The organism is Serratia sp. NCCP-200 (assembly GCF_059697885.1).
Map to the genome: position 1 here is coordinate 352,556 of NZ_BAAKUJ010000001.1, position 20,155 is coordinate 372,710.

General features: G+C 54.9%; 19 protein-coding genes. 7 read left to right on the forward strand and 12 right to left on the reverse strand.

What is annotated here, in order from left to right; genetic code table 11:
* Positions 1–51: 51 nt before the first annotated feature.
* The 3 genes from cysM to AC6HVW_RS01650 all read left to right on the forward strand — a co-directional run bounded on the left by cysM (position 52) and on the right by AC6HVW_RS01650 (position 3,151).
* Positions 52–933: a cysteine synthase CysM gene (cysM, locus tag AC6HVW_RS01640; RefSeq protein WP_186486551.1), complete on the forward strand. Its 882-nt coding sequence runs from the start codon at positions 52–54 to the stop codon at positions 931–933.
* Positions 934–1,142: 209 nt separating this feature from the next.
* Positions 1,143–1,823 carry a response regulator transcription factor gene (locus AC6HVW_RS01645; protein WP_021807065.1) on the forward strand — a complete coding sequence of 227 codons (681 nt, stop codon included), beginning with the start codon at positions 1,143–1,145 and terminating at the stop codon, positions 1,821–1,823.
* 5 nt (positions 1,824–1,828) lie between these two features.
* Positions 1,829–3,151: an ATP-binding protein gene (locus AC6HVW_RS01650; RefSeq protein ID WP_071683815.1), complete on the forward strand. Its 1,323-nt coding sequence runs from the start codon at positions 1,829–1,831 to the stop codon at positions 3,149–3,151.
* 118 nt (positions 3,152–3,269) lie between these two features.
* On the opposite strand, the gene AC6HVW_RS01655 is transcribed toward AC6HVW_RS01650, so the two are convergent.
* The 5 genes from AC6HVW_RS01655 to AC6HVW_RS01675 all read right to left on the reverse strand — a co-directional run bounded on the left by AC6HVW_RS01655 (position 3,270) and on the right by AC6HVW_RS01675 (position 8,545).
* On the reverse strand, positions 3,270–3,671 hold the full coding sequence (locus AC6HVW_RS01655) for a type II toxin-antitoxin system VapC family toxin (protein WP_071683814.1): 402 nt from the start codon (positions 3,669–3,671) through the stop codon (positions 3,270–3,272).
* The gene (locus AC6HVW_RS01660) at positions 3,671–3,916 is read right to left on the reverse strand and encodes a type II toxin-antitoxin system Phd/YefM family antitoxin (protein ID WP_021807062.1); all 246 of its coding nucleotides are present in this window, start codon (positions 3,914–3,916) and stop codon (positions 3,671–3,673) included. The genes AC6HVW_RS01655 and AC6HVW_RS01660 overlap by 1 nt, the downstream gene beginning before the upstream one ends.
* A gap of 155 nt (positions 3,917–4,071) precedes the next feature.
* On the reverse strand, positions 4,072–5,316 hold the full coding sequence (gene pgtA / locus AC6HVW_RS01665) for a two-component system response regulator PgtA (RefSeq protein WP_071683813.1): 1,245 nt from the start codon (positions 5,314–5,316) through the stop codon (positions 4,072–4,074).
* Positions 5,310–7,313: a two-component system sensor histidine kinase PgtB gene (gene pgtB, locus AC6HVW_RS01670; RefSeq protein ID WP_071683812.1), complete on the reverse strand. Its 2,004-nt coding sequence runs from the start codon at positions 7,311–7,313 to the stop codon at positions 5,310–5,312. The genes pgtA and pgtB overlap by 7 nt, the downstream gene beginning before the upstream one ends.
* Positions 7,310–8,545 (reverse strand): ABC transporter substrate-binding protein, encoded by a 1,236-nt coding sequence (locus tag AC6HVW_RS01675; RefSeq protein ID WP_071683811.1) that lies wholly within the window; start codon positions 8,543–8,545, stop codon positions 7,310–7,312. The genes pgtB and AC6HVW_RS01675 overlap by 4 nt, the downstream gene beginning before the upstream one ends.
* Before the next feature lie 458 nt (positions 8,546–9,003).
* On the opposite strand from AC6HVW_RS01675, the gene pgtP reads away from it, so the two are divergent.
* Entirely contained in the window at positions 9,004–10,386 is a 1,383-nt protein-coding gene (gene pgtP / locus AC6HVW_RS01680; RefSeq protein WP_071683810.1) for a phosphoglycerate transporter PgtP, read from the forward strand.
* Positions 10,387–10,451: 65 nt separating this feature from the next.
* Here the strand turns inward: pgtP and crr are convergent, their stop codons facing one another.
* The 5 genes from crr to cysZ all read right to left on the reverse strand — a co-directional run bounded on the left by crr (position 10,452) and on the right by cysZ (position 15,459).
* Entirely contained in the window at positions 10,452–10,961 is a 510-nt protein-coding gene (gene crr / locus AC6HVW_RS01685; protein WP_021807057.1) for a PTS glucose transporter subunit IIA, read from the reverse strand.
* A gap of 49 nt (positions 10,962–11,010) precedes the next feature.
* Positions 11,011–12,738 carry a phosphoenolpyruvate-protein phosphotransferase PtsI gene (gene ptsI, locus AC6HVW_RS01690; protein ID WP_021807056.1) on the reverse strand — a complete coding sequence of 576 codons (1,728 nt, stop codon included), beginning with the start codon at positions 12,736–12,738 and terminating at the stop codon, positions 11,011–11,013.
* A gap of 46 nt (positions 12,739–12,784) precedes the next feature.
* Positions 12,785–13,042: a phosphocarrier protein Hpr gene (gene ptsH, locus AC6HVW_RS01695; protein ID WP_021178688.1), complete on the reverse strand. Its 258-nt coding sequence runs from the start codon at positions 13,040–13,042 to the stop codon at positions 12,785–12,787.
* A 402-nt stretch (positions 13,043–13,444) separates the two neighbouring features.
* A complete protein-coding gene (gene cysK / locus AC6HVW_RS01700) occupies positions 13,445–14,413 on the reverse strand; it encodes a cysteine synthase A (RefSeq protein WP_497569247.1) in 969 nt (322 codons plus the stop codon).
* Positions 14,414–14,697: 284 nt separating this feature from the next.
* Positions 14,698–15,459 carry a sulfate transporter CysZ gene (cysZ, locus tag AC6HVW_RS01705; protein WP_021178686.1) on the reverse strand — a complete coding sequence of 254 codons (762 nt, stop codon included), beginning with the start codon at positions 15,457–15,459 and terminating at the stop codon, positions 14,698–14,700.
* Between the two features lie 222 nt (positions 15,460–15,681).
* Here cysZ and zipA point away from each other — a divergent pair, with 222 nt between their 5' ends.
* From zipA to AC6HVW_RS01720, 3 genes are all read left to right on the forward strand, one after another.
* On the forward strand, positions 15,682–16,638 hold the full coding sequence (gene zipA, locus AC6HVW_RS01710) for a cell division protein ZipA (RefSeq protein ID WP_021807055.1): 957 nt from the start codon (positions 15,682–15,684) through the stop codon (positions 16,636–16,638).
* Positions 16,639–16,715: 77 nt separating this feature from the next.
* Positions 16,716–18,737 (forward strand): NAD-dependent DNA ligase LigA, encoded by a 2,022-nt coding sequence (gene ligA, locus AC6HVW_RS01715; RefSeq protein WP_021807054.1) that lies wholly within the window; start codon positions 16,716–16,718, stop codon positions 18,735–18,737.
* The gene (locus AC6HVW_RS01720; RefSeq protein ID WP_021178683.1) at positions 18,737–18,952 is read left to right on the forward strand and encodes a DUF3820 family protein; all 216 of its coding nucleotides are present in this window, start codon (positions 18,737–18,739) and stop codon (positions 18,950–18,952) included. The genes ligA and AC6HVW_RS01720 overlap by 1 nt, the downstream gene beginning before the upstream one ends.
* Positions 18,953–18,988: 36 nt before the next feature.
* Here the strand turns inward: AC6HVW_RS01720 and AC6HVW_RS01725 are convergent, their stop codons facing one another.
* Together AC6HVW_RS01725 and AC6HVW_RS01730 are read right to left on the reverse strand one after the other, a co-directional pair.
* Positions 18,989–19,438 carry a FlxA-like family protein gene (locus tag AC6HVW_RS01725; protein ID WP_071683808.1) on the reverse strand — a complete coding sequence of 150 codons (450 nt, stop codon included), beginning with the start codon at positions 19,436–19,438 and terminating at the stop codon, positions 18,989–18,991.
* 51 nt (positions 19,439–19,489) lie between these two features.
* Positions 19,490–20,038: a nucleotidyltransferase family protein gene (locus tag AC6HVW_RS01730; protein WP_071683807.1), complete on the reverse strand. Its 549-nt coding sequence runs from the start codon at positions 20,036–20,038 to the stop codon at positions 19,490–19,492.
* Between the last annotated feature and the right edge of the window lie 117 nt (positions 20,039–20,155).

The following is a 20,155-nucleotide window of genomic DNA, read 5'->3' on the forward strand; positions in this document are numbered from 1 at the left end:
CATTTAAGGCAACCCTGGGTTGCCTTTTTACATTATACGCAGGCAAAGATTGTGACCACGCTGGAACAATGCATCGGTAATACACCGTTAGTAAAACTACAACGACTGGCCGAAGGGCTGGACAGTGAAATCTGGCTCAAGCTGGAGGGCAACAATCCGGCGGGGTCGGTCAAGGATCGGGCCGCGCTGGGGATGATCCAGCAGGCGGAACTGCGAGGTGAAATCCAGCCGGGCGATACGCTGATCGAGGCCACCAGTGGCAATACCGGCATCGCGCTGGCGATGATTTGTGCGATGAAGGGCTACACGCTGAAGCTGCTGATGCCGGAAAACATGAGCATGGAACGCCAGGCAGCGATGCGAGCTTATGGTGCCGAACTGATCTTGGTCAGCCGTGAGCAGGGGATGGAAGGGGCGCGTGACCTGGCGCTGGAGATGCAGCAGCAGGGTCAGGGCAAGGTGTTGGATCAGTTCAACAATCTGGATAACCCCTACGCGCATTTCACCACCACCGGCCCGGAAATCTGGCAGCAGACCGCTGGCCGTATCACTCATTTCGTTTCCAGCATGGGCACCACCGGCACCATTACCGGCGTTGGTGGCTACCTGAAAAGACAAAATCCGCAGGTGAATATCATCGGTTTACAGCCTGCTGAAGGCAGCAGCATTCCAGGCATCCGCCGTTGGGCATCGGCCTATCTGCCGGGTATTTTCCGCCCTGAGCTGGTGGATCAGGTGTTGGATATGGCACAAAGCGAAGCCGAACAGACCATGCGCCAACTGGCTCAGCGGGAAGGTATTTTCTGCGGCGTTAGCTCCGGTGGTGCCGTAGCCGGGGCACTGCGCGTTGCTGCGGCCAATCCTGGCAGCGTCATTGTCGCCATTATCTGCGATCGCGGTGACCGTTACCTGTCTACCGGCGTATTTTCCTAGCTGAGTAATAATCGGTAGGGAGGAGCGTGACTCTCTACCTATTCCCCAACCTCTGCCATTTATCCCCTCAAGATCGATTATCCCCTGAGCCTTAAAGCCCCGTCTTTCATTTGTGTCGGGAGAATGTCAATGTGTAAGGATTAGGTAAAACCGGCTGCGTACAGCGACAATAGACGCGAAAATGGCGGCAAATCAGCGGAGGAGTGGGCATGAAAATTTTATTGGTCGATGACGATCTGGAACTTGGCACCATGCTGAGCGAATACCTGACGGCTGAAGGATTCAACGCGTCCCTGGTGCTGACCGGCAAGGCTGGAGTAGATGGTGCGCTTTCTGGCGAGTATATCGCGATGATCCTCGACATCATGCTGCCGGACATGAGCGGTATCGACGTGCTGCGCGAGGTACGTAAAAAAAGTCGCTTGCCGATCATCATGCTGACGGCCAAAGGGGACAACATCGACCGGGTGATCGGGCTGGAGATGGGCGCCGACGACTATGTCCCCAAACCTTGCTACCCACGCGAACTGGTGGCACGCCTGCGTGCGGTGCTGCGCCGGTTTGAAGAGCAGCCGGAAGCGGTGGATAAGGTTTCTGTGCTGAGCTTTAACGAATTAACGCTCAACCCGTCCACCCGCAGCAGTGCCTGGCAGGGTAAGACGTTCGACCTCACCGCCTCAGAGTTCAACTTGCTGGAGTTACTGCTGCGTTCGCCTGAACGAGTGGTGTCGAAGGATGAACTGTCAGAGAAAGGTCTGGGGCGGCCACGTGAGGCTTACGATCGCAGCGTGGACGTGCATATCAGCAATATCCGCCAGAAGCTGGGCGCGCTAACCGATAACCGACTGAGCATTGAAACCGTGCGCAGTATCGGTTACCGCATCAGGTAATGCCGATGCGCGGAAGACTGTTCTGGAAAATACTGCTCGGTTTCTGGCTGACGTTTATCATCATGACCCAGGCGCTGTGGGTGACGTTTACCTTTTATGGTAATCGCCATGAAGTCCCGGAAAACAGCATGACCTGGCGTATCGCTAATCTGCAGCTGACCTCTGCGGCCTCGGTGTTGCGCAGCAGCGGGATGCCCGCGCTGAACGCAATGGTTGCCAAATGGCCTGAAACCGAACGCCGCTTCTTAAGCGTAACGCCAGCCATTAAGCCATCGGCTGATGAGTCAGGCCAAAACCCACAGATCAACCAGCCAGCGAAAATGATGGTGGAATGGGTAACAGGTGCAGATAACCAGAGCTATCGGTTGAGCTACGATTTGGCAGGACTGCGTGCCGAATATCGGCCACCCAAGCGCTGGCGTCTGCTGAACATTCCGGAGCCAATGGTGTGGGTCGGTGGGCTGGGGGGCTTGCTGTTCAGCGCCATGTTGGCCTGGAACCTGACGCGCCCGATGCGCCAACTGCGCGCCGGTTTTGAGCGGGTAGCGCAGGGCGATCTGGCGGTGCGGCTGTTCCCGGCGATGCGGCGGCGGCATGACGAGCTTTCTGAGGTGGCTCGTGACTTTGACAGCATGGCGGAGCGGCTGGAGGTGCTGGTCAGCGCCCGTGAGCAATTGCTGCATGATGTCTCCCATGAGTTACGTTCGCCGTTGGCCCGCTTGCAGCTAGCTATCGGCCTGGGACGACAAAATCCGGAGAACGTGGAGAACTCGTTGCAGCGTATCGAACACGAAGCTGGGCGGCTGGACAAGATGATTGGCGAACTGTTGGCGCTGTCGCGCACCGAGAACAACGGCCTGTCCAATGATGAAGAGTATTTCGATCTCTATGGGCTGGTGGAGGCGGTGGTTAACGATGCGCGCTATGAGGCGCAGATCCCTGGCGTAGAAATCGTGTTGCAGGCCAGTTCCGACGAGGAATACACCGTAAAAGGTAATGCCGAACTGATGCGCCGGGCGGTAGAGAATATTGTGCGTAATGCCCTGCGCTTTTCCAGCCACGGCCAACGGGTGACCGTGGTGCTGACGCGTATCGACCCGCTGTTCCAGATCCAGGTCAGCGATCAGGGGCCGGGCGTGGAGGAGTCAAAGCTGTCCAGCATCTTTGATCCTTTCGTCCGGGTAAAATCGGCGATGTCTGGCAAAGGCTATGGCCTGGGTTTGGCGATCACGCGCAAAGTGGTACTGGCCCATGGAGGGCAGGTTGAGGCACACAATGGCGAACAGGGTGGCCTGGTGATCACGCTTCGGGTACCGCGCTGGAGCTAAAGGTTACAGACAAAATAAAGACTGCTGACAAACTCTCTCTGGGCTCACAATGGGGCGCTGCATGCCGCGCCCGTATGGGTTAGCTTGGTACTCAGAGCCACAACCCACAGCATGCTGGCTATTTATTCGGGATCACTGTTATGTAATCACTGACAAAGTCTATCAGCTTGTTATCACTTGTGATCAGCGCCAGTTTGTTGTGTTTCGCCTGAGCGACAATGAGCCGATCAAACGGGTCTTTATGTAGCTTTTCAGGTAAATCACTGACAGCTAGCGCATGTTCGCTTTTAATGGGAATTTCAATCAAACCTGCATCAAACAGTCCTTCCCTGAACTGTTTGGGATCGATAGAAAAATCGGGTTTGTTCAAATTGCTTTTAATGACCACTTCCCATATTGACGCTGCACTAAAACAAAGCGTTTTATCGGTATCTTCCAGGACTTCCACAACATCAGCTGTCAGTTTTTCCGGTTCATAAGCCATGAACAGCAATATATTGGTATCTAACAGGAAATCCATTACGAGTATTTTCCTTCGAATAAATCAACAAGTTCGGTGCTGTTCATATCGTCGAAATTGACAGGAACGCTCCCCTTACCTTTGAGGAAACCCAGCTTGCGCTTAGGTTTATCTTCTCTGTATGCGATGACCTTAACCAGAGTATGACCATTTTTTGCGATCAGCACGGGCTCACCTGTACGAGCAACTTCCTGGACAATTCTTGACAGGTTGGTTTTCGCGTCGTAGATGTTTACCTTTTCCATAACATGACCTCTTATTGTACTTGCTCAAAGTATAGTCATTTTATTGGTCTGGTCAATAAGGTTAGACCAGGATTTACGTTCGCTGCAAGCTAGACGGGCGCTGCATGCAGCGCACCTACGTGTTAGGTCAGTTGAGGGATGTTTGCAGCTTGATTTCAACGATAATGCTGCTTGTCCAGATCGTACTTTTTCATCCGCAGGTAGAGCTTTTTACGCGGGATCTGTAAATATTCGGACACCTCGTTAATCCGTCCCTGATGCAGGTTCAATGCCTCGGTAATGATCTGGCGCTCATAGTCTTCGATACGCTGATCCAGCGGAGCGGGATCGGATCCGTGCAACAGCGGGTTGGCGGTCTCTGCCAGTGGCATTACCCCGACGGCAAACAGCTCTGCGGCATTGGCCAGCTCGCGCACGTTATTTGGCCATACCCTTTTGACCAAGCGCTTAATCAGCTCGGCTGGCAGATCCGGCAATGGATGGTTAAGGCGTAGGCAGGCCTGCTCCAGGTAGTGGCGGAATAACGGTTCTATATCGTCAGGGCGCAGAGAAAGCGGTAGGCAGGCGATTTGGGTCATGGCAAAGCAATAATAGAAATCGGGCAGGAGGGTATTCCCGGCGGCCAGTTCCACCAGCGGTGCAGTCCCAATGCCGATCAGCCGGAAGGGCAGCGGGTCTTGTCCCTGGAGCTGGATCAACCGCGCCTGCTGGGTGATAGACAAGTGCTCGAGGTGGCGTAAAATCAGCGTCCCGCCGCTTACCTGCTCAATCCATTGTTCTAACGGTGCCTCACCCCCCGGCGTCAATTCACCTACGATCAACGGCTGTTCGCTGCGATGGCTCATGCGGTGTAAATAACGGGCTGCCAACGTCCTGCCGACGCCTAATTCCCCTTGCAGATAAACCGCTAAATCGGTTTCGGCTACCTGCTGCAAACGCACTCGTAGCTGCTTTATCCACTCACTACGGCCAATCAGATTGCTCTGCAGCTGTTCCTGTTGCCAACGGCGACGGGCAATGTAAGAACGTCTCTGGGCCAGCGCGGTCGCGACCTGTTCGAGTAGCTGGGCCGGGTTGACCGGTTTTTGCAGGAAGTCCCAGGCCCCTTTTTTCACCGCTTCAACCGCCATCGGCACATCGCCATGGCCGGTGATCAACAACACCGGCAAACAGGCATCGTGAGCGAGCAGTAGCGCCATCAGCTCAATCCCGGAACAGCCAGGCATACAGACATCGCTGATCACGATCCCTGGCCACTCCTCACCGAGCATTTCCTGTGCCTTAAGCGGGTTATTACAGGCCTGAACCTGATAGCCTGCCTGGTTGAGCAGCATGGTATAGGCATCGAGGACATCGGCATCGTCGTCGATTAACAGAATTTGCGCTTGTTGGCTTAACATGGTTGATCCACCGGTTGAAACTGTAAAACGACGCAGGCGTTCTGCGTCAGCGTAGAGGCCAGATACAGGCTGCCGCCCATTTGCTGCATCAGCGAGAGCGAGATGGACAGGCCAATCCCCAAGCCCACCGATTTGCTGGTGGTGAAAGGTTTGAGTAACGATTCAGCCCGCGTCAGCGGCCAGCCAGGTCCGTTATCCCACAGCATGATCTGCCAACCGGACGCCTGGCGTTGCCAGCTAATCTGCAATAATGGCCGCTCCTGGCAGGCATCTAGCGCGTTGCTCATCAGATTGACCAATACCTGCTGAATGCGTACCTCATCACCTAACACGTTTGGTGAGCCTTCCGGTAGCCGCAGTTCCCCCTGCAGCGGTTGGTGGCGCAAAGCCAGCAACTCCCAGGCGGCGATTAGTGACTGGCGCAAATCAACGGGCTGAGAAGGGCTATCCTGTTCTGTTCGCCGGGTAAATTGCCGCAGCATGCGGATGATGGCATCCATGCGGCCAATCAGACCGTCGGCTTTGGTCAGGGCTAGCGTGGCCGCCTCTGGCTGTTGTTTCTCAACCGCATGGCGAGCGGTAAACAGGTACATCGACAGGGCGTTCAGCGGTTGGTTGATCTCATGGGCCAGAGTGGTCATGGTCTGCCCAACCACGGCCAGTTTGGCGGCCTGCACCAGCTCATCCTGTGTCGCACGCAAATGCTGCTCAATGCCCTTACGCTCGGTGATTTCCTGCTCCAGCCGGGATTTTTGCTGGTTCAACTGGCCTAGGGTCCGCCGCAACAGACGGGCGATGCGGCCCAGTTCATCGCCACCGTAAACCGGGATCGCCGCGTTGGTTTCCCCAAGGCCGATACGCACCACCACCTGGTTTAGCAGGGTAAAGCGCTTGACCAGGCGGGAACGGATAAAATAGTGATTGAGCAAATAAACCAATAACATCGCCAGCAGGGTGGCGATCACAATTAGCCTGCCGCTGACGCGGATGATCTGCTCCAGACGGTGATTAAAGGTCTGCATCTGCTGGTGGCTGTTACTCAGTTGCGATTCCAACTGTGTGCGAAAGCGGGCAAGCGTCGCCTCCTTGGCCTGAGTAGCCAGCGTAAGTGCTCGTTGTGCCTGATGATAGTCTTTCATCGCCGCAGGCATACTGTTTTCGGCAATGCCGGTCTCCAGCAGTTCGTCGATGGTTTGCCGCAGCGTGATGGTGCTGGGGTGAGCCTGCAACCCCTGCATATTGTCGTTTGCCGTTTTTTTCAGGTAGGCGAGGTAACGTACGTGCTCGGCAACCGAAGTGGGCTCTTCAGCGCCGGATTGCAGCTCATTAAGGCGATCGCGCAGGGCATCGGCGATCTGGTTCTCGATGCGTGCCAGGGCATAAACCTGCTGCTGTTCACTTTGCACCTCGCGCAAACTGGCCTGCAAGCGGGGGAGTGCCTGGCCAGAGCCTGTCTCCATCTGATCGAGCAAAGCCCCCTGTTGCCAACTGAAATCCTGCACCAGCGAATTCAGCTCGGTGGTGAAGTCATCATGTAACCAACTGATGCGCGCGGCGATCTCATTGACCTTTTCCCTGGCGATAAACATGTTGTACAGCGCATTGTCCAATCGGCCCAACAGTTGGCGGCTTTCTGCCAGCGTCGCCTGAATTTGCTGACGTTCAGGGTTCTCCAACTGCATGCTGGCCTGCTCTATTTGCTCCAAATGACCGACGATCTGATTTCTTAACTGCAGGCGGGCATTGGTATTGGCGGCCTGCAAAAATTCATTGAGCTGATCGACCAGCGTGTTCAGATTGCTTTCGATCACGAACGAAGATTGGATACGCGGAAAGTAATCATCCAGCGCATAGCGGACCTGCGAGCTTTGCTCATGCCAGGAGTACAGGCTAACCCCGCTGACGGTAAGCGTCAGCAGCGCGCCGGTGAGAAAGGCACCCCGCAGGCAGGCGCTGATGGTCAGACGTTTGAAGAAGCGCGGCAATAAACGGCTCATTTTAACTCTTCCAGCGCCTTGATGGCCTTTCTCTGCTGCTGCTGAAAGAACAGTTGCCATTCCATGACCTGCTGCTCGCTCTCGCTACGTGCAGCAAACTGTTTAAGGTACTGCGGATCTTCGCTTTGGGCCTGGGTGACGGGAATGGCGGTCAACAGCGCACGGATCTCCGGCAAGGGCCGTTTGAGGCGGCTTTCAGCACCATGCAACGCTTTCCAGGCGTCCTTGAGTTGAGACAGGCGGAAGCTGATGGCCGTATCAAACAGCTTTTGGACTAGGCGCTGGCGTTGCAATATTAGGGAGTAATTCAGCGGTGGCCGCTGTAACAGCTTTTGCTGCTGCGTGAAGCGTGGGTTGTCGGCCGGCAGTGGAACCACCGGGTATTTTCCCGTGCTGGTATCGGCCAGGACCCGCTGCCCCTGTGGACTGAGGAGGAACTGAATAAAGCGCCGGGCCTCGGCGGGGTAATGGCTATTGCTTGTCACGGCAATATAGGTGGGGGAGGCCGCGGCCTGAGGGAAATAATGGAAGGCCAGGTGTGGATCGTCAAGCAGCAGATTGGCATAGTTATCGATAATCGGCCCGACCGAACCCAGGCCGCTTTTGACTTTATCCGCCACGCCAAAGCTGCGCGAAGAGATGGTGATCAGGTTACCGGCCGCCGATAGCATCGTTTGCCAGCCGGATTGCCACCCCCGCTGTTGCAATAGCGATTCCACCATCAGGTGGCTGGTATCCGAGCGGGAAGGGCTACTCATCAGCAGTGCCCCCTGGTAGCGGGCATCGGTCAGATCGTCCCAATCGTCTGGTAGCGGCAGCCGTTTCTCTGCCAGATTGGTGCGGTTGATCAGCAGGCCAAAACCCGAAATGGCCACCGCCACGGCGGTATTGCGGATAGGTTCAGGCACCAGCCGCTGTGATTGTTCCGGAGCACCCTCATAGTTTGCCAGGCGCTGATGCTGTTGCAGGTGCTGGAGCAGCATGGGGGAGGAGGTCAGCACCAGATCGACGTTGTCACTGCCGGTGCTGTCGAGCAGTTGTTCCAGGGAGGCGCTGGTGCGGTTCAGCGTGCGGATGACTACAGACTGGGGCTGGCCTTGCCAACGGCTAATGAGGTAGGCGGTTGCCTCTGGTGAAAAGGTGGTGGCCATCACCAGTTCATTTCTTTTGGCGCAGGCAGCAGTGGATAACAGCCAGCAGGCCATTGCCGCAAAAACGAGCGTTGCACGCATAATAAAACTCTCCCTCGACCTCATCGATTGTGATCTTATTCATAAAATCGCAATAACGATAAAAATAACCCGCAAAGCATTTGGGACAAAAATATTTTTCGTCAACCAACAGAATTTAGCCGGGGTTATAACGTTGATGAAGTCAGAATATTACCATCGATAGCCCATCAATACTGTTAACGCCTTCAAAAACATCACCACTTGTGGGCTGGTTTTGTGTGCAACCTTAGTGCTGTGGCGCTCTAGCGCGGGGAAGTGAGCGAGCTGGTTTTTGGTTAATAACGGTAATGTTAATTGATGGGTCAAAACTGGGCTTATTTGTTCTGGGTTTGAGTCAATTTTGACACATATTACAGGGCTTGTCTTATTAATGAATTAATTACACCATCCGCTGCGAGCGTTATTAATAAATAGCAGGCGCATCGAGCCAGTACAGATAAACCTCACAGGGGAATAACATGTTTTCATTATTAAAACCTAGCGCGGCGGCGAAGCATGTTCCGCCAGAACAGGTGCAGGCAACCTACCAGCGTTATCGCATGCAAGCGTTACTGAGCGTCTTTTTGGGCTACCTGGCCTATTACATCGTGCGTAACAACTTCACCCTTTCGACGCCCTACCTGAAAGAGCATCTGGATCTGAGTGCGACGCAGATCGGCATGTTGAGCAGTTGCATGCTGATTGCCTACGGCATCAGCAAAGGGGTGATGAGCAGCCTGGCCGATAAGGCCAACCCTAAAGTGTTTATGGCCTGTGGCCTGGTGCTGTGTGCCATCGTCAACGTCGGTTTGGGGTTCAGCACTGCCTTCTGGGTCTTTGCCGCATTGGTGGTGTTTAACGGCCTGTTTCAGGGGATGGGCGTAGGCCCTTCGTTCATTACCATTGCCAACTGGTTCCCACGCCGTGAGCGCGGCCGCGTTGGTGCGTTTTGGAATATCTCCCACAATATCGGCGGCGGGGTGGTAGCCCCCATCGTCGGCGTGGCTTTCGCGGTATTGGGCAGTGAACACTGGCAGAGCGCCAGCTACATCGTCCCAGCAGGCGTGGCAGTATTGTTTGCGTTGGTAGTGCTGTGGCTGGGTAAAGGTTCCCCGCGCAGTGAAGGTCTGCCTGCCTTGGAGCAAATGATGCCGGAAGAAACCGTCAGGGTGAAAACTGGTGTGCAGGAGCAGGCGCCGGAAAATATGAGCGCCTTCCAGATCTTCTGCACCTATGTTCTGCGTAATAAAAATGCCTGGTATGTCTCGCTGGTGGACGTATTTGTCTACATGGTGCGCTTTGGCATGATCAGCTGGCTGCCTATTTACCTGCTCACCGAAAAGCATTTCTCCAAAGAGCAGATGAGCATCGCGTTTCTGTTCTTTGAATGGGCGGCGATCCCGTCCACACTGTTGGCTGGGTGGCTGTCGGATAAGCTGTTCAAGGGACGCCGTATGCCGCTGGCGATGATCTGCATGGTGATGATTTTCATCTGCCTGATTGGTTACTGGAAGAGTGACTCGCTGTTGATGGTCACCATCTTTGCTGCGATCGTCGGTTGCCTGATCTATGTGCCACAGTTCCTGGCCTCGGTACAGACGATGGAGATCGTTCCCAGCTTTGCTGTCGGCTCCGCCGTTGGCCTGCGCGGCTTTATGAGCTATATCTTTGGGGCTACGCTGGGCACCAGCCTGTTTGGCGTGATGGTCGATAACATGGGGTGGCATGGCGGCTTTTATCTGCTGATGGGCGGCGTGGTGTGCTGCATCTTGTTCTGCTATCTGTCACATCGTGGCGTATTGGCCTTGGAGCGTGAAAGACAGCAACAGGAGCTACAAGCGGAACCGCTGGTAGCGCAGTAGGGCTTAGAAGTCTTGGATAAAAAAATGGCGCCGATAAAGGCGCCATTTTTACGATCGAACCGCGATTACTTCTTGATGCGGATGATCGGGGTCTCGCCAACGGTGACGCTGCCGGACAGTTTGATCAGCTCTTTGATCTCGTCCATGTTGGAGATAACCACCGGAGTCAGGGTAGACTTGGCTTTCTCTTCCAGCAGGGCCAGATTGAACTCGATAATCACATCGCCTTTCTTGACGCGCTGACCTTCTTCCGCGATGCGTTTGAAGCCTTCGCCTTTCAGTTCAACGGTGTCGATACCAAAGTGCACGAACAGCTCAATGCCGCTATCAGATTCGATAGAGAACGCATGGTTGGTTTCGAAAATTTTACCGATAGTGCCGTCAACCGGAGCAACCATTTTGTTGCCAGCAGGTTTGATAGCAATGCCGTCGCCAACGATCTTCTCGGCGAATACGACGTCCGGTACATCTTCGATATTGACGATTTCGCCAGAAAGTGGAGCGACGATCTCGATAGTGCCCATGTCTTTCTTGTCATCAGAAACCAGAGACTTCAGTTTATCGAACAAACCCATGATCTTCTCCTAAGCATTAAATTGGGCGGCGTTCCAGTGTCGTGGAATTTTAGCAGAGCGTTTTTTCTTCGATGAACTTATTGACGCAGTTCATCAAATCCTGTGCCGTTGGTTGTTCCAAGGCCTGCGCTGCCAATGCCTTCACATCTTCGAAATTGGTATTACGAATAATTTTCTTGATGCGCGGGATTGCAATCGCACTCATGCTGAACTCATCCAGCCCCATGCCCAAAAGCAACAGTGTAGCACGCTCATCGCCAGCCAGCTCGCCGCACATACCGGTCCACTTGCCTTCTGCGTGAGATGCATCAATAACCTGTTTGATCAGGCCAAGCACTGATGGGGACATCGGGTTATAGAGATGAGAAATCAGCTCGTTGCCGCGATCTACTGCCAGAGTATACTGGGTTAAATCGTTTGTCCCAATACTAAAGAAGTCGACTTCTTTCGCCAGGTGGCGAGCAATCACTGCCGCGGCCGGTGTTTCCACCATTACGCCCACTTCAATGCTCTCGTCAAAGGCTTTGCCTTCTTCACGCAGCTGCGCTTTCAGCGTTTCCAGCTCGCCCTTCAGATCGCGCACTTCTTCCACCGAGATGATCATCGGGAACATGATGCGCAGTTTACCGAAAGCAGAGGCACGCAGGATGGCGCGCAGCTGAGCGTGCAGGATTTCCCGGCGGTCCATCGCGATACGGATCGCGCGCCAGCCCAGGAACGGGTTTTCTTCTTTTGGCAGGTTCATGTACGGCAGGTCTTTATCGCCGCCGATGTCCATGGTACGGACGATGACTGCCTGTGAGCCCATGGCTTCCGCAACGGCCTTGTAAGCCGAGAACTGCTCGTCTTCGGTTGGCAGTGAGTCGCGGTCCATGAACAGGAATTCGGTACGATACAGGCCGACACCTTCGGCACCATTGCGCTCTGCACCGGCGACGTCGCGCACGGTACCGATGTTGGCACAGACTTCAACCTGATGCCCGTCCAGCGTGATCGCCGGCAGGTCTTTCAGCTTGGCCAGATCGTTTTTCTCGGTGACGTATTGGGTATGAACCGCTTTCAGCTGTTCAATCACCTCGGCCGTCGGGTTGACGTAAATCTTGTTGTTAACCGCATCCAGGATCAGGTAATCGCCGTTTTTTACCTGAGTGGTCACGTCGCTGGTGCCAACGATAGCGGGCAGTTCCAGGGAGCGAGCCATGATCGAGGTGTGGGAAGTACGGCCACCCAGATCGGTGATGAAGCCCAGCACTTTGTCCAGGTTCAGTTGTGCGGTTTCTGACGGTGTCAGGTCCTTCGCGACCAGGATCACCTCATCCTGAATGGCGGTCAGATCGACAATCGCCATGCCCAGGATGTTTTGCAGCAGACGCTTACCGATATCACGCACGTCAGCCGCGCGCTCTTTCAGGTATTCGTCGTCTAATTCTTCCAGCGCTTTCGCCTGGCCTTCGATCACGGTGTAGGCTGCCGCATCGGCAGACGCCAGATCGTCTTTGATGAGGGCTATGATTTCCTGCTCAAGCTCTTCGTCTTCCAACAGCATGATGTGGCCTTCGAAGATCGCTTCTTTTTCTTCGCCGAAGGTCTCGCCTGCCTTGGTTTTGATTACTTCCAGCTGTTCAGACGCTTTGGCGCGGCCTGCCAGAAAACGTGAGATTTCCTGCTCTACATGGTCTGCAGAGATTTTTTTCCGGTTGATGACAATCTCATCTTCCTTCAGCAAGAGAGCCTTACCAAAAGCGATACCCGGTGATACTAAAATGCCTGAAATCATAACCCTACCTTACTCTTGACTGGTGTTAACTAAAAAGACGGGCCGATTACTCAAGCTCTGCCATCAGTTTTACCAAGTGCTCAACGGCTTTCTGCTCGTCTTCACCAACGGCTTCGATGGTGACTACTGTTCCTTGGGTCAGGCCCAGAGTTTGCAGCTTAAACAGGCTTTTGGCGCTAGCGCTCTTGCCGTTGGAAGTCACGGTGATGTCAGACGCGAAGCCTTTGGCTTCTTTTACGAACTGAGCGGCAGGGCGAGTGTGCAGACCATTCGGAGCGGTGATAGTCACTTCTTGCTGGAACATTGATGTTTCCCCAACTTATCGGATTTAAGGTTGTGGAGCTAAAGTTTAGCCTAACGGCGTGATTTTAGCTTGTCTGGTTAGCGCCTGACTATGGTACAGGGGCGAGCATGGATGCAACATAAAACGACGCTTTAAGCATTTCAGATCAAAAAATCCGAGCATCTGGCGTTGTTTCAATCAGCTCCCCATTATGCCGTGTTTTTCGCTGGAGCAACAAATGAGTAAATCGATTCAGCTCAAACAATGGCAGGAAGGTGATTAATTTTGCGCATCGAAATAATTGACCGGTTAAATACTAAAGCCAGCGGTGAAAATCAATCGTTGAGTGGTGTAAACTTTGATCCAGTCCACAAAAAAAGCACCTGAATAGGTGCTTTTTTAGCTATTTGTGCACTGTTTGCGCTATTGCTGAAGTTCCTGTTCGGTGAACAGATCGGCAAACAAAGCGGTGCTCAAGTAGCGCTCACCTGAAGAAGGCAGAATAACCACAATTGTCTTGTCGGTAAAGTCGGCTTCTTCGGAAAGTTTGACGGCGGCCGCGACGGCGGCACCGGAAGAAATCCCGGCCAGGATGCCTTCTTCTTCCATCAGGCGGCGTGCCATGCTGATGGCTTCGTCGTTGGTGATCTGCGCGACGCGGTCAACCAGGCTCAGATCCAGGTTGCCAGGAATGAAACCGGCACCGATGCCCTGGATTTTGTGCGGGCCGGGTTTGATTTCCTGGCCTGCCAACGCCTGGCTGATGACCGGTGAGTCGGTTGGTTCAACCGCCACTGTGGTGATAGCCTTGCCCTTGGTGTTCTTGATGAAGCGGCTGACGCCGGTCAGTGTACCGCCAGTGCCGACGCCCGCGATAAAGACATCGACTTCGCCATCGGTATCTTCCCAGATTTCCGGGCCGGTGGTTTGTTCGTGGATTTCCGGGTTGGCCGGGTTGCTGAACTGTTGCAGCAGGATGTAGTGGTTCGGATCGGTGGCCACAATATCTTCGGCCTTGGCGATCGCCCCTTTCATGCCTTTGGCACCTTCGGTCAGCACCAGATTGGCACCCAGCGCCTTGAGCAGTTTACGACGTTCGATGCTCATGGTTTCCGGCATGGTCAGCGTGAGCTTGTAACCCCGCGCCGCGGCGACAAACGCCAGGGCGATACCGGTGTTGCCGCTGGTTGGCTCCACCAGCTCTTTGCCTGCGCTCAGAATGCCACGCTTTTCGGCATCCCAAATCATATTGGCACCGATGCGGCATTTGACGCTGAAGCTCGGGTTGCGAGATTCAACCTTGGCGAGAATGCGTCCGTTGCCGATACGGTTCAGACGAACCAGCGGCGTATGGCCGATTGTTAATGAGTTGTCTTGGTAAATCTTGCTCATGGCCCGTCCTTATAACTCTATGAAATGTAGGGAACATCGAAAGCATACGCTAACGGTCTCGGCAGGGAAGTAAAGAATTGGTATATAGATATGTTATTAGAGAATAAGTTTTATACCCGTCGTCTTTCAAGCTGTAGCGTTGTTACCTGCACTATCCCACCCCAGTCACTTATTGAACATAAGCTCCTGGGGATGAGATAGCTTGGCGCCTAGCTACAGCTTGAAATCCATAGGGTAATCTCATCATCAGGATGGGCGCACGAAGCGCCCCCCAAATAAAGCCGTTAGTGACGAACAAATTGTGCACGATAACGGTCGACCCACATCGCCGTGGCACCGCAAACCGCCACCGGCAGGATCACCAGATTGAGGATGGGGATCATGGTGAACAGGCTGACCAACGCACCAAACTGCAGGTTGTCGGTTTTGTGCTGCCGCAACGCCTGGCGCATCTCGGCGAAGCTGACCTTGTGGTTATCAAACGGATAATCGCAGTATTGAATGGCCAGCATCCAGGCGCTGAACAGGAACCACAGCACCGGTGCCAGCGTTTGGCCGATGCCCGGTATAAAATAGAGCAACAGCAGGCCCAGCGCGCGTGGCAGGTAATACATCAGCTTGCGCCATTCACGGGACATGATGCGCGGCAGATCTTTGACCACGCCGAGCATACCGGTATCCGGCAACGGTTTGCCGGTCAGGCTGCCTTCGAGCTGTTCCGCCAGCAGCCCGCAAAACGGGGCGGCGATCAGGTTGGTGATGGTACTGAACAGGTAACTGAACACCAACAGCACGGAAATGACCGCCATCGGCCAGAGTAAATAACTTAGCCACTGTAGCCAGCTTGGCACATGGCTCATCATGCTCGGGATCCAGTCGCCCAGTTGGCTGAACAGCCACCAGAAGGCAGAGCCCATCAGCAGCACGTTCACCAGCAACGGCAGGACGACATAGCGTTTAATACCCGGGCGCGAAATCAGGCGCCATCCTTGGGCAAAATAATGGAAGCCGTTGGTGGATCCGACAGGGGGAGGCACATAGGACATATCTTAAGATTTTCTCTTTGGCTAAACAGGCCAAGCTATCATATAGGGTTGATTTTCCACTGGCTAGAGCCACATTGGCTGAAAAAACAGCAAAAAAATGCCGAATAATCATCTTTATTGGCATAAAGTTCAGCACGGACTTGCACTTGTGCCTGTGGGCAAATAGAGTTAAAGAGTGAATGTTTGCCGCGGTGGCAATGTCTTGGAACAACAGAGATAGCAATGATGCAGGATTTGCGTCTGATATTAATCGTTGTTGGCGCGATCGCCATAATAGCGTTGTTATTACATGGTCTTTGGACCAGCCGTAAGGAACGCTCGTCCCTTTTTCGCGATCGCCCAGCCAAACGCTCGAAAAACGAGCGTGAACCTACTCCACTTGATGATCCTGCCGAAAGCGTGGGAGAGGTGCGTATCCGTGCCACTCGCGCAGAAGTTGAGGATGAGCCATCAATGGGCCATATCGATGTCGCACGCGAAGAGCCGGTGATTGCACCAAGGCCAGCTCCAGCAGCTCAGCCTGCGCCTCGGCCAGCCCAGCCCGCGCCGCTCTCCCAGCGGCCGGATTACGATGACATCCTGCTGGATAACTATGCCCAGGACGAGGACGAAGAGCCGCAGCAACCTGTTGTGCGTCGTGAGCCGCGCGTTGACGATATGCCTCCGGCTACCGCTCCTGCACCAGAGCCCGCCTTCCAGCATGCAGAACCTGTGCGTGAACCGCAGCCAGCGCCGGAACCGTTGAAACCGGCAAAACTGCAGGAAACCGTATTGGTGCTGCACGTTGCAGCCCATCAAGGCGGTGTGATCGGGGGTGAAGTGTTGCTGCAGAGCGTTCTGCAAGCGGGCTTCCAATTTGGTGAAATGGGGATCTTCCATCGCCATATCAGCCCGGCAGGCAGTGGCCCCGTGCTGTTCAGCCTGGCCAATATGGTCAAGCCTGGCTCATTCGATCCGGAAATGATGTCCGATTTCTCCACGCCGGGCGTATCGATGTTTATGATGGTGCCGTCTTACGGCGACGCCAATCAGAACTTCAAGCTGATGCTGCAATCGGCACAACGTATTGCCGACGATGTGGGCGGCGTGGTGCTTGACGACGAGCGCCGCATGATGACCCCGCAAAAGCTGGAAACCTATAAAGCACGCATCCGCGAAGTGTTGGAAAACAACGCCTGACCGGTTGCCTGTGCACTGCATAATCCGTAATCCAGAACCCCCGCCAGCCGGGGGTTTTTTATCTTTGATGGTGAGCCATGGCATCGATTAACGAAACAATCAATCAACTACGCACCTCATTGCGCCATCACGAATATCAGTATCACGTACTCGATGCGCCGGAGATCCCGGATGTGGAATACGATCGCCTGATGCGTGAGCTGCGTGAGCTGGAAGAAGCCCATCCTGAGCTGATCACCGCCGATTCTCCGACTCAGCGCGTCGGGGCCGCCCCCTTGGCGGCGTTTGATCAGGTGCGTCATGAAGTGCCGATGCTGTCGTTGGACAACGTCTTTGATGAAGAGAGCTATCTGGCGTTTTACAAGCGCGTGCAGGATCGCCTGAAAAGCAACGAGCCACTGACCTTCTGCTGTGAGCTGAAGCTGGACGGGTTGGCCGTCAGCCTGCTGTATGAAGATGGCGAGCTGGTGCGTGCCTCCACGCGTGGTGATGGTACCACCGGGGAAAATATCACCTCTAATGTGCGCACTATTCGCGCCATCCCGCTGCGCCTGACCGGCGACAATATCCCGCGCCGGGTGGAAGTGCGTGGCGAAGTCTTTATGCCGCATGCCGGCTTTGAGCAGATGAACGAAGAGGCGCGCCGCAAAGACGGCAAAATCTTCGCCAACCCGCGTAACGCCGCGGCAGGCTCCCTGCGTCAGCTTGATCCGCGTATCACGGCCAAGCGTCCGCTGACCTTCTTCTGCTATGGCGTTGGCCTGCTGGAAGGGGGCGAATTGCCGCGCAGCCATTGGCAACGCCTGATGCAGTTCAAAGCCTGGGGCTTGCCGGTGAGCGATCGCGTCAAGCTTTGCACCGGTAGCGATGAGGTGCTGGCGTTTTACCGTCAGGTAGAGCAGGACCGCATCAATCTTGGCTTTGATATCGACGGCGTGGTGGTGAAGATCGACGATATCGATCTGCAAGAATCTCTGGGCTTTGTTGCTCGCGCACCGCGTTGGGCTACGGCGTTCAAATTCCCGGCACAAGAGCAGATCACCGTGGTGCGGGAAGTGGAGTTCCAGGTCGGGCGTACCGGTGCGATTACGCCGGTCGCGCGCCTTGAGCCAGTTTTGGTCGCCGGGGTGATAGTCAGTAACGCCACGCTGCATAATGCTGATGAAATCGAACGCCTTGGCCTGCGCATCGGCGACACGGTGATCGTACGCCGTGCCGGGGATGTGATCCCGAAAGTGGTCGGGGTGATCGAAGATCGCCGCCCGCAGGACGCGCGTGAAGTGGTATTCCCACTGCATTGCCCGGTGTGCGGTTCCGATGTGGAACGGGTGGAAGGCGAAGCCATTGCGCGTTGTACCGGCGGGCTGATCTGCGGTGCCCAGCGTAAAGAGGCGCTGAAGCACTTCGTTTCCCGCCGGGCGATGGACGTTGACGGCATGGGCGATAAAATTATCGAACAACTGGTCGATAAAGAATATGTCAAAACGCCAGCCGATCTGTTCCGTCTTTCCGCCGGTATTCTCACCGGGCTGGATCGCATGGGGCCCAAATCGGCACAGAATCTGGTCAATGCCTTGACCAACGCCAAACAGACTACCTTTGCCCGATTCCTGTATGCGTTGGGTATTCGTGAGGTAGGAGAGGCTACAGCTGCCGGTCTGGCGGCGCATTTTGGCTCGTTGGAGAAGCTGCGAGAGGCCGATCTGGACGCGTTAAAACAGGTGCCGGACGTGGGCGAGGTGGTGGCCAGTCACGTGGTGAACTTCTTTGCTGAAGCACATAACCAGCAGGTGATAGCAGAGCTGACCAGCCCGGAAATCGGCATTAACTGGCCTGCGCCGGTGGTGGTAGTTGCCGAAGAGATCGACAGCCCATTTGCCGGTAAAACCGTGGTGCTGACCGGATCTCTCAGCCAGCTCTCCCGCGATGAAGCCAAAGATCGGCTGACGGCGCTGGGGGCCAAGGTCAGCGGCAGCGTATCCAAGAAAACCGATCTGGTGATTGCCGGTGAGGCTGCCGGCTCCAAGCTGGTCAAGGCACAGGAACTGGGGATCGAGGTGATCGACGAGGCGGAGATGATCCGCCTGCTGGGGGCCTGATGGAAAAAGAGAACCTGATCGAAATCGCCAACACCGTGATGCCCTTTGGCAAATACCAGGGCAGGGTGCTGATCGACCTGCCGGAAGAGTATCTGCTATGGTTCGCCCGTAAGGGCGAATTCCCCAACGGCAGGCTGGGAATGCTGATGGAAATGACGTTGGCGATTAAAATTGAAGGGCTGGATCACCTGATCAAACCCCTGAAGAAAAGCTGAGTCGCTGGGCGTAACGCCATGTTGCGCCCTTCATCTCTAGATATAAACGTCCACGGCGTTGGCGGCGGTCGGGCGGTTGACGCCATCACCGCTCATGGCCTTGGCCATTTGTTCTTCCTGCTGTTTTTCCATTTCTTGTTTCTGAATGCGCGCGATCTCGGCCTGGAGCATTTGGATCTGGCCCATGATCTGCTGTTTTTGCTGCTCGATCTGTTTAGCATCGCCATCCGAGTTTTGCAGCTCAACGAGCTTTTGCTGTAGATTCTGGATCTGCTTAAATAGCGCTGAAATACGCGAGGCCGCGCTACTATCTTTTGGGGCCACGGGTGTATCAGTTTCGGTTTTTTTGGCTTTTTCCCCTTCAGGGGCATTATTAACCGGTGCCGACATCAGTGCAGCCCCGCCTTTACCCGTGGCGGTAAACACCTCGCGGACTCCGGCAATCGGGTTCTTGATGGGCACAATCATGGTAATGTTGGTCGACATGCGATCCTCCCAGGTAGCTTGTCAGAGGTATCGGCAAATCGCGGCAAAACTTTACCTTGGCGCCAGCTTTAGCTGCGGCCAGAGTTCGAGCCACTGCTTATCCACCACGCGTTGTTCGAAAGCGGCCAGGTTATTGCTCTTGGGGTTGAAGGTGATGCAGCGGTTGAACAGCGCCTGTAGGCCAAAAGGCGCGACGAGTTGGATGCTGCCATCGGCCTGCAATCTGGCACCCACGGCGGTTTCGATCTCCGTCCAGTAACTGATGGCGTCTTCGCTGTCGAGATAGGGCGCGCGATGACTACGCAGGTGCATACGCGCCTGATTCTTTACCGACCAAGGGTGTGCCGACCATTCCAGCAGGCGCGATTCCAGCATCTGGTCGCGCTCGGCATCGATATGGCGCGCATCGAAATGGATCACATCGATATCGTTGAGCGGCGTGCTGGTTGTAAAACCATGCAGCCGGTCCCACACCAGATTACGCACAAAGCCTGCGCCAAGGCACCAATCGTTCAGCCCGAGCCGCCGGGCGGTGGCTAATATCTGCATACGTTCGCTGTCTTGGCGTAACCAATCAATAATTTGTTGCTGTGGATCCATCATTTCTCCTTTGTCACCGTTACTCTAACCCGAAATGGGCAGCAGCGGGATCGGGATGAGTGTGGAAAACGGCAAAAAAAAGCGCGGCATAAGCGCCGCGCTGAGATTGGCTCGGTA